10 protein-coding genes are annotated in these 13071 nt (G+C 44.2%); 2 read left to right on the top strand and 8 right to left on the bottom strand.

Annotated features, from left to right (window positions below; genetic code table 11):
* Window positions 1-49 precede the first annotated feature (49 nt).
* The gene (locus tag J7649_RS11700; RefSeq protein WP_219308188.1) at window positions 50-1159 is read left to right on the top strand and encodes a hypothetical protein; all 1110 of its coding nucleotides are present in this window, start codon (window positions 50-52) and stop codon (window positions 1157-1159) included.
* 82 nt (window positions 1160-1241) lie between these two features.
* On the opposite strand, the gene J7649_RS11695 is transcribed toward J7649_RS11700, so the two are convergent.
* The 6 genes from J7649_RS11695 to J7649_RS11670 form a co-directional block, all read right to left on the bottom strand.
* Window positions 1242-1505 carry a hypothetical protein gene (locus tag J7649_RS11695; RefSeq protein ID WP_219308186.1) on the bottom strand — a complete coding sequence of 88 codons (264 nt, stop codon included), beginning with the start codon at window positions 1503-1505 and terminating at the stop codon, window positions 1242-1244.
* 194 nt (window positions 1506-1699) lie between these two features.
* Complete coding sequence (htpG, locus tag J7649_RS11690; protein WP_219308184.1) at window positions 1700-3619, bottom strand: molecular chaperone HtpG; 1920 nt, start codon at window positions 3617-3619, stop codon at window positions 1700-1702.
* Window positions 3620-3769: 150 nt separating this feature from the next.
* Window positions 3770-4114, bottom strand: coding sequence for a lysozyme inhibitor LprI family protein (locus J7649_RS11685; RefSeq protein ID WP_219308182.1), 345 nt, complete (start codon window positions 4112-4114; stop codon window positions 3770-3772).
* A gap of 175 nt (window positions 4115-4289) precedes the next feature.
* Window positions 4290-4880, bottom strand: coding sequence for an OmpW/AlkL family protein (locus tag J7649_RS11680; protein WP_180087440.1), 591 nt, complete (start codon window positions 4878-4880; stop codon window positions 4290-4292).
* 331 nt (window positions 4881-5211) lie between these two features.
* Window positions 5212-6576 (bottom strand): Na+/H+ antiporter family protein, encoded by a 1365-nt coding sequence (locus J7649_RS11675; RefSeq protein WP_180087439.1) that lies wholly within the window; start codon window positions 6574-6576, stop codon window positions 5212-5214.
* 100 nt (window positions 6577-6676) lie between these two features.
* Window positions 6677-7558: an alpha/beta fold hydrolase gene (locus tag J7649_RS11670; RefSeq protein WP_219308180.1), complete on the bottom strand. Its 882-nt coding sequence runs from the start codon at window positions 7556-7558 to the stop codon at window positions 6677-6679.
* A 117-nt stretch (window positions 7559-7675) separates the two neighbouring features.
* Here J7649_RS11670 and J7649_RS11665 point away from each other — a divergent pair, with 117 nt between their 5' ends.
* The gene (locus tag J7649_RS11665) at window positions 7676-8170 is read left to right on the top strand and encodes a DUF4442 domain-containing protein (protein ID WP_218946977.1); all 495 of its coding nucleotides are present in this window, start codon (window positions 7676-7678) and stop codon (window positions 8168-8170) included.
* A gap of 57 nt (window positions 8171-8227) precedes the next feature.
* Here the strand turns inward: J7649_RS11665 and J7649_RS11660 are convergent, their stop codons facing one another.
* Both J7649_RS11660 and rpoC read right to left on the bottom strand, forming a co-directional pair.
* The gene (locus tag J7649_RS11660; protein ID WP_005108070.1) at window positions 8228-8593 is read right to left on the bottom strand and encodes a glycine zipper domain-containing protein; all 366 of its coding nucleotides are present in this window, start codon (window positions 8591-8593) and stop codon (window positions 8228-8230) included.
* 203 nt (window positions 8594-8796) lie between these two features.
* Window positions 8797-12987: a DNA-directed RNA polymerase subunit beta' gene (gene rpoC / locus J7649_RS11655; RefSeq protein WP_004278609.1), complete on the bottom strand. Its 4191-nt coding sequence runs from the start codon at window positions 12985-12987 to the stop codon at window positions 8797-8799.
* Window positions 12988-13071: the final 84 nt, after the last annotated feature.

The raw sequence follows: 13071 nt of genomic DNA, 5'->3' as shown, positions 1-13071 counted from the left end.
TTTAGAAAACTACAGCTGAATATAAGAATACAAGAGCAACAAATATCTCATGCAAATAAACAGGGTTACTCAAATTTTACTGCTCTCTCTGGGCTTAGGAATGAGTGGTAGCATGTCTTGGGCCAATTCAGTCACAGCTGCTCCTGCCAGTCCAACAAATACAGAGCCAAGTCGATCAGGCTTGCTGGATCAGATTCCACGTTTGATCGATGCAACACCGACGGTTCTGCCAGAGCAATCAAGTGTCGCCATCGTTCCATCCACGCTAGAGACAGAAAATTATTCATGGGCGGATCAAAAACAGAAAGGCATCCGCGAATGGGCCGATCGTACTGCACATAAAATTGATAACTGGTTTGGTGAAACCGATCCGGATCAGCCAGCTGCAGCCACATTACGGATCATTCTAGATAATCGCTGGGATGAATATGAAGGCTATGAGATTAAGCCCCGAATCCGCGGCAAGATCAAGCTTCCGACCTTGGAACAAAAGCTGAGTGTGGTTTTTGGTGATGACAGTCTGGACAATGAATTAGACAGCAATGTCGCCATTACCAATGAAAATCCTGCCACTTCCGGAGATAAGCGTCTGGATACTAAACGTGCACGTGAAGATAACAGCTCTTTTGCCTTACGTTGGTCAGAATGGTCAGATCGCATTCCTTTCCAAACCGATCTGGATCTGGGCTTACGTTCTGGCGATGATATTTATCTGCGTGTCAAAGCCAGTAAGGATTGGACGTTGGAAAATGACTACTCTTTTCATGCCGAACAGATTTATCGCTATGGCACTCAAAGCGAAAACTATTTACGGACCAATCTGGAGCTAATCCATGCCCGTCCCAATCAGGCCTTTTTCTCCAATCAGCTTAGTCTGACTTATGCAGATGATCAAGACGATGATCTGACCTGGGACAACTACACCTTCAGGCAACATCAGTTTTTTCAGGACAACCGTTTCAGTTACGGCATTTATACCGGTGGTTATCTAAATGACAAGGATCTGCGTCTCAACCGCTGGGGCCCCTATGTGTCGTGGAGACAACCTTTTTTACGTGAATGGTTTTTTGTCCAGACCGACCTGAACTATTTGAATGATCATCGCGAAGATCGTGATCACTATGTCGGAGCTTTGGTGCGTTTAGAAGCGTTATTTTAAACTGACTGATACGAGAAAATAATAAAAGCCCATCATTCATGGGCTTTTTTCAATATTACTGAGGCAATCAGCGTGGCAAGTATTAGCTGGTTTTATTCAAGATAATACGATCACTGCGTAGCACACGTTTTTGCTGCAATGAGGGTTGTTCCATCACCGGCATATTGAAGCGAATATGATCGCTACGTTGTACACGTTTCGGTTTTGTTACGTTTACTTTTGCTGTTTTATAAAAGCTAATGCGATCTGTGCGTACCACTTTTCCTGCAGCAGGTGCCGCTAGACTAAACTGGCTCATCGACATCAGGATTACAGCGCCCATACTGATCATCAGCTTAGATTTCATAACATTCTCTCTCTTTGCTTAATGATCGCAATTATAAATTAAAAATTAATTAATAATCTAAAATATAGATTTATGATTCGAAGGTATTTTTTTATTCTCTCTATCGTTTTTCCAGATCATTTCTAGAAATGAAAAATGAAGCAGGCATAAAAAATCCCTCCGAAGAGGGATTTTCTCATTCAACACATCAGCAGTTAAGCAAGCAGCAAGCTATTAATCCGCTTGACATATTCAGCAGGATTTTCTGGTAATCCACCTTCTGCAATCACTGCCTGGTCAAAGATCACATTGGCCAGATCATCAAACTGCGCCGAGCCATCCAGTTTTTTCACCAACGGATGTTCCGGGTTGATTTCCAAAATCGGCTTGATATCCGGCACAGGTTGGCCTGCATCTTTCAGCATACGAATCAGCTGCGGAGACAACTCACCTTCTCCAGTCACCAGACAAGCCGGAGAATCGACCAGACGCGTCGTCACCCGCACTTCTTTGGTCTTGTCTTTTAATGAATCCGTCAACTTATCCACCACCGGTTTAAACTGGGCTGCGGCGTCTTCAAGGGCTTTCTTCTCTTCGGCATCCTGAAGGTCACCTAAGTCAACTGCACCTTTCGACACGTTTTGCAAAGGCGTACCATCGAACTCATTCACAAAGTTCATCGCCCATTCATCCACGCGTTCAGTCATCAACAGAACTTCAATGCCTTTTTTCTTGAACAGTTCCAGTTGCGGTGAATTTTTCGCAGCATTCAGGCTATCTGCAGTCACATAATAAATGGCTTTCTGGCCGTCTTTCATGCGTGCTTTATAGTCTGCCAATGACGTGCTAACTTCATCATTGGTCGAAGTCGCATAACGCAGCAGTTTCAAGATACGTTCACGGTTACTGAAATCTTCACCCAAACCTTCTTTCAATACTGAAGCAAATTCCTGATAGAAAGTCTTAAAGTTTGCCTGATCTTTTTCATCTTCAGATTTAGCCAGATTATCCAAAATGGTCAGGATACGGCGGGTATTGCCTTCACGGATGGTTTTTACATCACGGCTTTCTTGCAGTAATTCACGACTCACGTTCAATGGCAGATCGGCACTGTCCACCACACCCTGTACAAAGCGCAGATAGTTTGGAATCAGGTTATCTGCATCATCCATAATGAACACGCGTTTCACATACAGTTTGATACCAGCTTTGGATTCACGGGTGAAAATATCATGTGGCGCTTTGCTTGGAATATATAATAACTGGGTATATTCAGTGCTGCCCTCAACCCGATTATGCGCCCAAGCCAATGGCGCTGCGAAATCATGGCTTAAGTTCTTGTAGAACTCGACATACTGCTCTTCAGTGATTTCAGACTTGTTACGAGTCCATAATGCACTGGCTGAGTTAATGGCTTCCCACTCATCGGTTTTGACATATTGGCCACCTTTAGACGTTTCACCTTCAGCCGCTTCTTCTTCCTGCCAGACTTCTTTTTGCATCTGGATTGGCAGGCTGATGTGGTCTGAATATTTATTGATAATCTGCTTCACTTTATAGCTTTGCAGATAATCCAGCGCATCGTCACGCAAGTGCAGAATAATATCGGTACCACGACTTTCTTTAGTGATCTGTTCAACTTCGAACTCACCGGTTCCGCCACTGATCCAGCGTACGCCTTCAGAGACATCTGTACCGGCACGACGGGATTCTACCGTGATCTTGTCAGCGACAATAAAGCCGGAATAAAAACCGACACCAAACTGGCCAATCAACTGGGCATCGGCTTTTTGATCGCCGGTCAGTTTGGACATAAAGTCTTTGGTGCCTGATTTGGCAATAGTCCCTAAATTATCAATGGCTTCCTGTTCGCTTAAGCCAATCCCGTTGTCTGAAATGGTAATGGTTTTATTGTCTGCATCCAGACTGACACGAACGCGCAGATCAGGATCATTTTCATAAAATTCGGGATGGTTAATCCCTTCAAAACGTAATTTGTCACATGCATCTGAGGTATTCGAGATCAATTCGCGTAGGAAAATTTCAGGGTTTGAATAAAGCGAATGGGTCACGAGATGTAGTAACTGAGCCACTTCAGCCTGGAAACTATGTTTTTGTGCGCTAGACTCGCTCATTAATCACTCCTTTTATTTTAAATACAGGTCAATACTGTTGCCTATATGAATGGAGTGAGTTGCTAAATTTTCAATAGCCAGTTGTATATTTTTTCTCAAGATACTTTATAAAGGATCGTTTGATCTAAAATGGCTTGCATTTGTAAACGCTTAATAAGGCCCGAGCTTATAAATACGTTGAAATTGCAGGTCTATTTGCTGCTGGCGCATATTATAGACCTGGCTCAAACAGGACACCGATTCCTGACAGCGGTCACGAAACTGTAGCCATTTTACCTGATCGCGCTGGATCACCGAGCGGGTTCCCATAGGCACCATACGACGCAAAATATGATAGCTGGTACTCATCTTGACATCGGCATCATTCAGCAGACGATGTTCACAAATCGCTTTCTCTGTCAGAGTTTCAGCTTTCTGACAATCAAAACTTGCCGCATAGGCAGACCCTGCCAGCAGACTGAAGAAGATCACAATACCTTGGCTTAAAAACTTCATGCTGATCTTCCTTATTATTCAATTATTAAGTCGTATTCAATTAATATTTACTTTATTCGTTTTAATATAGTTGAACATTGCCGATCTGCTCAATTTCAATAAGTTATAAATCGTTGTTATTTTGAAAAAAAAGCCTCATTCAAGATGAGACTTTTTTGTTGAGCAAGGTTAGAATTTAGAACTTGTAGCTATAACCGATCGTGTAAACCCAAGGATCAATATCGAAATCAAATTTAGTATTATTGGCATCATCTAAAGTCACTTCAGGACTCAAATCTGCATAGCGCACGTCAGCAAATACTCCCCAGTTTTTGGCATCTGCTGGCTGATAATTAAAGCCGATCTGACCTGCTACACCAAATGCTTCTTTCACATCTTTAGCCAGACCTTCTTCATCCCAAGCAATAAAAGCTGTGCCACCTACACCAATATATGGCGTAAAGCGTGTTGCGTTTTTAAAGTGATATTTAGCAGTAATTGTGGGTGGCAGATGTTTGATCTTAGCCACCTTACCCACACCTTGAAGAGAGATGTCGTGATTGAATGGTGTGGCTAATAAAAGTTCTGCAGAGATATTGTCATTAAAAAAGTATTCAACCGATGGCGTAAAACCATATTCTTGATCCGCTTCTACGACTAAACCTGGTGCAATTTCAGTGTCACTTGATGGTGCTAAAGAACTGGCACCAACTTTCACCTGCCATTGACCTGCCATCGCAGATGCAGAAAGACCCATTAATGCAATTAGAGCGACTTGCTTTAACATTTTAAAATACCCCACAGGAAGAATAATTATTGAGAAAATAAATCTTAATTAATAATAAACACGAGGGAAAATAATATGCAATAAGGATTATAAAACTAATTTTTAATTATTATTTAATGTATTGATTTTAATAAATATTTATTTTAAATTGACCAGACTGGTTGGTTTTAAATACTAAGTAAATTAATCAGATAAATATGGTTTTATTCAGAGTAAAATAATCAGGTTTATATTAATTTCTATTTAAACATATATTTTAAATACATCTTATTATTTATTTTAAATCCAGATAAATCTGCTCCAATAGATATCGGAGCAGATTGAAATTGACTTACAGAACCATGGCTGCAATCCAGCCAAAAATCATCAACGGAATATTAAAGTGAATGAAGGTTGGAATCACACTATCCTTCATATGATCATGCTGACCATCCATATTCAGACCAGAAGTTGGGCCCAAAGTTGAATCCGAAGCTGGAGAACCGGCATCCCCCAAAGCTGCTGCAGTCCCGATAATTGCAATAGTCGCAGCCGGGCTAAAACCGAACTGGATACACAGCGGAACATAAATAATCGCCAGAATGGGAATGGTTGAGAAAGACGAACCAATGCCCAATGTGATCAGCAAACCAATCAACAGCATCAGGAAGGCAGCCAATGCCTGACTATTACCAATCCAGTTTACTGATGCTTCAACCAAGGTTGGTACCTGATTAGTCGCTTCAATCACCGCGGCAAAGCCTTGTGCTGCAATCATGATAAAGCCAACTAGCGCCATCATGCGCATACCGGTAATGATCACATCATCCGCTTCTTTCCATTTAAAGATCCCGGCACAACTCAAGATTGCGACACCGACCAGACCGGCCAGAATCATCGAGTCTGAATAAAGCTGTACCGCCAATGTGGCAATAACTGCAAGGCCGGCCATCCAGATGGTAAATTTGGCAATCTGCGGTTTAACCTGCTCAGCCACACCTAATTCAGCGGAAATACTTTGCTGTTCCTGGACATGAATATCTTGATATTGACGTGGTTTGTGATAGCTAATAAAGATCGCCACCAATAAGCCCACAAACATACCGAATACTGGAATTGCCATCGCAGATGGAATCTGGTCATAGCTAATTTCAAATCCATATGGCTTACCAAAAGTATTGATGTTATGACCCAGAATGTCATTCAGGAAGATGGCACCAAAACCGACCGGAATCAGCATATAGGTGCCTACCAGACCAAAGGTCAGCAAACAGGCCACCAAACGGCGATCCAGCTGTAAATGGTTAAATACAATCAATAGCGGTGGAATCAGTACCGGAATGAAGGCAATATGCACGGGAATGACGTTTTGCGAGAACACAGCAGCAATGGCAACCGTGAAGAAGATCAGATATTTCACCCGGTTTTGCGCTTTAAAATCTGCCTCACCTTTTAAGGTGCTGATCATTTTATAAGCCAGTAAATCCGGCAAACCCGAACGCGCCAGAGCCAAAGCAAATGCACCTAAAATACCGTAAGCCAAGGCAATTTTGGCACCACCACCCAAGCCATTGTTAAACGCGTCCAAGGTTCCCTGCAGGCCCAAACCTGCCAATAAACCACCTGTAACAGCACCAATGACCAGGGCAAAAACCACAGGTACACGTGCCAACGAGAGTCCGAACATGACTCCAATAGCAGCAAGAATTGCGAACATAATGAATCGGAATAGAGAGAAAGCGGCTATTTTATCAGAAAATGCGGATAAAAATTCCGCCACTTTTTTCTGGTGGGTTCATGTTTCGCTGAGTGGCCTATCAAGTGATGACAACAGATTTACGCTGAATAAACTCATCAATCAATTGAGCCACTTGCTCCGGTTGACTCAGAATCGCCCAGTGATTGGCAGCCAGTTCTACTTTCGAGAAATCATCCACCCATTTTGACATTTCATCAACCAGATCTGGCCCGACAAACTGGTCATATTTCAGTACAATCGCCTGTACCGGACAGATGGCAAAACGCTGCCGTGGTTGAGCTAAGCGTGGCAAAAAATTGGCCCGATACAGGTTCACACCATATTTGCCATCTTTGACAATATGCGGGTTGAGTGGCAGATCATCGTGTCTTTCCAGTTGCTGCACGATCTTGCCCCAACGCTGCGGATTAAAAAAATTCCAGGCCAATGGCGCCACCAAGGGCAAATGAAACATCGCGATATACCAGGACTTGCTCATTTGCTTTAAGAATTTTGTCTTGTTTTGCTGGAACTGTTCACGCATCCAGAAAGCCGCGTGATCCAGACATGGCCCAGACAAGGTGCTATAAGACAGAATTCGTCCTTTGAAGCGTGGATCGGTGACAGATTCCCAGGACTGAATTGAGCCCCAGTCATGCGCAGCCAGATGAAAAGCTCGATTCGGCAATACCTTATTCACCACCTCTTCCAGATCCTGACTTAAACGGGCCAAGCGGTAATCGGAGATTTTTTTGGGAATACTGGACTCCCCTGCGCCCCGGACATCATAAGTCACCACAAAATAATCCTGACTCAAATGAGCAATGACTGGCTCCCAAACTGCTTGATGATCAGGATAGCCATGAACCAGTACCAAGGCTGTTTGTTCGGATTGTCCATAAGTTTTGACACAAAGACGCTGCTGATCCGTGGTATCGACCCATTGCATGTGCATTTCCATCTTTTGATCCTGTTTTTGTTATTGACCACTTAGTTTATAAATCGGCATGATTGATCAATGCCAGCGCATTTTTGTTGCTCTAGTATGCATAATCACAGCCGCAAAAAGAATGTCAGTATGAGCCTATTCCAGAAAATTCAAAAACTGCCTCTGGTTTCAAAATTTATTCTGAACCGCTATGCCCCTTATCGTGGTGCAGGCATCGAAATTGATAAGATTGATTTTAATAATTATCACGTTCGGGTCAAAATGCCGCTAACCCGTAAGAACCAGAATATTGTCGGTGTGCATTTTGGTGGCAGCCTGTATTCGATGGTCGATCCCTTTTATATGTTATTGCTGATGCATCATTTGGGACCGAAATACCTGGTCTGGGATAAAGGCGCCAGTATTCAGTTTTTGGCACCGGGTCGCGGAACAGTGGTAGCGGATATTCGGATTTCTGCTGGAGAAATTGCCACGATTATCAATCTGGCGGCCGACAATGCGCCAGTGTATCGGCATTATCAGCTGAATATTTATGATGAAGCCGGGGTCAGAATTGCCGAAGTAGAAAAAACGGTGTATATCCGGCGTAAACAGAGTAAAGGGAAAATTAACTCTCCTAAATAAGATAAAAGCGCCACATTGGCGCTTTTAAATCTAGATGAATCTGAAGTGACTTTCGACTTAACGACGACGGTTATCCTGTTCAATCGCAGCACCGGCACCACCACCGATTGCGCCACCGATTGCAGCACCCGCATTACCACCGAAGATGCTTTTACCAACTGCTGAACCAACAGCACCACCTACACCACTATAGGTCGCATTGCGGTTTGAACCGCCTTGGGATTTACTACCCACTGCTGCACCGGCACCACCACCAACAGCTGCACCAACGCCACCGCCGACTTTATTACCGACACCACCACCGACTGCACCACCAAGGGCTGCAGCACCGATCCGTTGCTCATTGGCAGACATACTTTCACAACCCGCCAACATAAAGGTTGAAAGAGTGGCAACTGCCATAACACCCATTAATTTTTTCATGACCTTGGCCTTTCTGTCTTGCTTTAATTAAGCTTATCTTCATTTTATGAAACTAAAATCTGTAGCGTGTTACTTCTCTCGGTATTCCTGCTGAGTTTTGTAAATATCAATGGATTATTCTTCTGTTCAAGATGTCCTATTTATAAATTTCAGACAAAAAAAAAGACGCCCGAAGGCGTCTCTTTTCTCAACTTTAACTCGAATTAGAATTCTTCGTTAAATGCTTGGCTTAGAGCTTGGTCTACATCAGAGAAGTCATTGTGCAGTTCAAATTCTGCAGCTTCTGCTTCTTGACGACGACGCTCCAGGTGGTAAGCCAAACCTGTACCCGCTGGGATCAGACGACCTACAACCACATTCTCTTTCAAACCGCGTAAATCATCTTCTTTACCTGTTACAGCCGCTTCAGTTAACACACGCGTGGTTTCCTGGAACGATGCAGCAGAGATGAACGAGTCAGTAGAAAGCGATGCTTTGGTAATACCCATCAATTGACGTTCAAACTTCGCAGGGAACTTGTTTTGTGCAAGAACTGCTTGGTTTTCTTGAACAACGCGGATGTAATCCACTTGTTCGCCTTTGATGAAGCTGGTATCGCCGCCATCAGTGATATCAACTTTACGCAGCATTTGACGTACGATGACTTCAATATGCTTATCGTTGATTTTTACACCTTGCAGACGGTATACGTCCTGAACTTCGTTCACGATGTAGTTTGTCAGCGCAACTTCGCCTTTCAAACGCAAGATATCGTGCGGGTTCTGTGGACCATCAGAAATAGTTTCACCACGGTTCACATGTTCGCCTTCGAACACGTTAATCGTACGCCATTTCGGAATCAGCTCTTCATAAATCTCAGAGCCATCATCCGGCGTAATCACCAGACGGTTCTTACCTTTGGTCTCTTTACCAAAGCTTACAACACCCGACACTTCTGCAAGGATTGCATGCTCTTTTGGCTTACGTGCTTCGAACAAATCAGCTACACGCGGCAGACCACCGGTAATATCACGGGTACGTGAAGTTTCTTGTGGTACACGACCGATGACATCACCGACACCAATCGTTTCGCCATCACGAACAGAAAGAATCGTGTTCTGTGGCAGGAAGTAGAACTGTTCGCCACCATCAACGGTATCTAACACAACAGCAGGACGCAAATCTTTACCTGACGCAGGACGTGAAGTCACTGGCAAGATTTCGATAGTTGACATACCTGTTGCATCATCAGTTTTAGAAGTAACCGTCACGCCATCAGCAATCTGGCTGAAACGTACTTTACCAGCAACTTCTGTTACCAATGGATGTGTATGCGGATCCCAAGTCGCCACAATACCGCCTGCTTCTACAGCTTCGCCATCTTTCAGCAAGATAGACGCACCGTAAGGCAGTTTATAGCGCTCGCGCTCACGACCTAAATCATCTGCAATACCGATTTCACCTGAACGTGAAGTCGATACCAAGTGACCTTTGGCATGTTGTACTGTTTTCACATTGTGGAAACGTACTGTACCTTGGTTACGAACTTGTACGCTGTTTGCAGCAGAAGTTCGGCTCGCAGCACCACCGACGTGGAAGGTACGCATCGTTAACTGTGTACCTGGCTCACCAATCGATTGAGCTGCCATTACACCAACAGACTCACCCGGGTTCACCTGATGACCACGTGCTAGGTCACGACCGTAACATTTCGCACATACACCGAAGGTAGATGCACAGTTCACGACTGAACGTACTTTAATTTCGTCGACACCTTGGCTTTCGATAAACGTCGCCAATTTCTCGTCAATTAACGTATTACGTGGAAGTAGAACTTCATCTGTACCTACACGTTTCACATCTTCAGCAACCACACGACCCAATACTCGTGCACCCAGGTTCTCGATGACATCGCCACCTTGAATGAACGGAGTCATTACCAGACCGTCATACGTACCACAATCCGGCTCGGTAATTACCAAGTCCTGCGCAACGTCTACGAGACGACGAGTCAAGTAACCAGAGTTTGCAGTTTTCAGTGCTGTATCGGCCAAACCTTTACGCGCACCATGTGTCGAGATGAAGTACTGAAGTACAGTCAAACCTTCACGGAAGTTCGCTTTAATTGGGGTTTCAATGATCGAGCCATCCGGCTTCGCCATCAAACCACGCATACCCGCCAACTGACGAATCTGAGCTGCCGAACCACGGGCACCCGAGTCAGACATCATATAGATCGAGTTGAATGATTTTTGCTTCTCGTCTTCACCCTGTTTGTTCTTCACAGTGGTAAAAGACAAGTTGTCCATCATCGCTTTAGCAACCTGGTCATTGGTACGCGCCCAAATATCGACCACTTTGTTATAACGTTCGCCGGCAGTTACGAAACCTTGTTCGAACTGTTGTTCGATTTCACGAACTTCAGCTTCCGCTTTACCAATAATTGCTTGTTTTTGCGGTGGAATAACCATGTCTTCCATACCGACAGAAACACCTGAACGCGTCGCTTGACGGAAGCCCAAGTACATCAACTGGTCAGCGAAGATAACAGTATCTTTCAGACCCAATTTACGGTAGCAAGAGTTAATTAACTTCGAGATATTTTTCTTGGTCATCTCAACGTTAATTTGCTGGAAATCCATACCTTCAGGCACAACTTCCCAAAGTAGGCAACGACCAGGCGTCGTATCTACAATAATGGTTTGCTGTTCACGGTTACCATCTTCGTCGATCACAGTCTGGTGTACACGTGCTTTAACGCGAGCGTGTAGATCAACCTGACCTGTTGCCAGTGCACGGTTTACTTCGTGAGTATCCGCGAACACCATGCCCTCACCTTTGGCATTGATTGCATCACGCGTGATGTAATACAAGCCCAAGACAACGTCCTGAGACGGTACGATGATTGGCTCACCGTTCGCTGGAGACAAGATGTTGTTCGTTGACATCATTAACGCACGAGCTTCAAGCTGAGCTTCAAGTGTTAATGGTACGTGTACCGCCATTTGGTCACCATCGAAGTCGGCGTTAAACGCAGCACATACGAGTGGGTGTAGACGGATCGCTTTACCTTCAATCAGGATCGGCTCAAATGCTTGAAGACCCAGACGGTGAAGGGTTGGCGCACGGTTCAACATCACTGGATGTTGACGAATCACATGAGCAAGAACGTCCCAAACCTCTGGAGTCTCGCGCTCAACCATTTTCTTCGCAGCTTTAATGGTGGTTGCTTGGCCAGATGCCTGTAGTTTCGCGAAAATGAATGGCTTGAACAGTTCAAGGGCCATTTTCTTCGGAAGACCACATTGGTGCAAACGTAGGTTTGGACCAACAGTAATTACCGAACGGCCAGAGTAGTCAACACGCTTACCAAGTAAGTTTTGACGGAAACGACCTTGCTTACCTTTGATCATGTCTGCCAAAGATTTAAGCGGACGCTTGTTCGAACCGGTAATTGCACGACCACGACGACCGTTATCCAACAATGCATCTACAGACTCTTGTAACATACGTTTTTCGTTACGTACGATGATGTCTGGCGCTGCAAGGTCAAGAAGACGCTTCAAACGGTTGTTACGGTTGATCACACGACGATAAAGATCGTTCAGGTCAGAAGTCGCGAAACGACCACCTTCAAGTGGTACAAGCGGACGAAGGTCTGGTGGAAGAACTGGAAGTACAGTTAACACCATCCATTCTGGCTTGTTGTTCGAATCGTTGAATGCTTCCATCAACTTCAAACGCTTAGACGCTTTTTTCAGCTTGGTTTCTGAAGTTGTAACAGGAATTTCTTCACGAAGACGCGCAATTTCAGCTTCAAGATCGATGTCTTTCAACAAGTCTTGAACCGCTTCAGCACCCATTTTCGCTGTGAATTCATCACCGTGTTCTTCTAATGCATTGAAGTATTCTTCATCGTTTAGAAGTTGGTATTTCTCAAATGGAGTCATACCCGGATCGGTCACTACATAAGATTCGAAATACAATACGCGTTCGATATCACGTAGCGTCATGTCTAATAATAGACCGATACGGCTAGGCAATGATTTCAAGAACCAGATGTGTGCAACTGGAGATGCCAGCTCGATGTGACCCATACGCTCACGACGAACTTTCGCAGTTGTTACTTCAACGCCACATTTTTCACAAATGACGCCTTTGTATTTCATACGCTTGTATTTACCACACAAGCATTCGTAATCTTTCACTGGACCAAAGATTTTGGCACAGAACAAACCATCACGTTCAGGCTTGAACGTACGATAGTTAATGGTTTCTGGCTTTTTAACTTCACCGTGAGACCATGACTTAATCATTTCTGGTGACGCAAGACCAATACGGATGCGGTCAAACTCTACAGGAGCATGACCGTCTGAATCCGTCTTTTTGCGCATGATATCGAGCAAGTCTTTCAATTTTTTTCTCCGTGTGTTGTGGAGATTTTCACTCAACAACTGGGTCACAAATATTGTTTTTTAACTGAATTTTAATCCCCCTCA

The organism is Acinetobacter lwoffii (assembly GCF_019343495.1).
GTDB lineage: Bacteria > Pseudomonadota > Gammaproteobacteria > Pseudomonadales > Moraxellaceae > Acinetobacter > Acinetobacter lwoffii_P.
Note: the sequence above shows the minus strand (reverse complement) of the source record. Positions and strands in the feature narration are given on the sequence as shown.

Excerpts from the sequence above, each read along its gene's own strand:
- J7649_RS11700 (WP_219308188.1), top strand. The coding sequence starts at position 50 with ATGCAAATAAACAGGGTTACTCAAATTTTACTGCTCTCTCTGGGCTTA.
- J7649_RS11695 (WP_219308186.1), bottom strand. The coding sequence starts at position 1,505 with ATGAAATCTAAGCTGATGATCAGTATGGGCGCTGTAATCCTGATGTCG.
- htpG (WP_219308184.1), bottom strand. The coding sequence starts at position 3,619 with ATGAGCGAGTCTAGCGCACAAAAACATAGTTTCCAGGCTGAAGTGGCT.
- J7649_RS11685 (WP_219308182.1), bottom strand. The coding sequence starts at position 4,114 with ATGAAGTTTTTAAGCCAAGGTATTGTGATCTTCTTCAGTCTGCTGGCA.
- J7649_RS11680 (WP_180087440.1), bottom strand. The coding sequence starts at position 4,880 with ATGTTAAAGCAAGTCGCTCTAATTGCATTAATGGGTCTTTCTGCATCT.
- J7649_RS11675 (WP_180087439.1), bottom strand. The coding sequence starts at position 6,576 with ATGTTCGCAATTCTTGCTGCTATTGGAGTCATGTTCGGACTCTCGTTG.
- J7649_RS11670 (WP_219308180.1), bottom strand. The coding sequence starts at position 7,558 with ATGGAAATGCACATGCAATGGGTCGATACCACGGATCAGCAGCGTCTT.
- J7649_RS11665 (WP_218946977.1), top strand. The coding sequence starts at position 7,676 with ATGAGCCTATTCCAGAAAATTCAAAAACTGCCTCTGGTTTCAAAATTT.
- J7649_RS11660 (WP_005108070.1), bottom strand. The coding sequence starts at position 8,593 with ATGAAAAAATTAATGGGTGTTATGGCAGTTGCCACTCTTTCAACCTTT.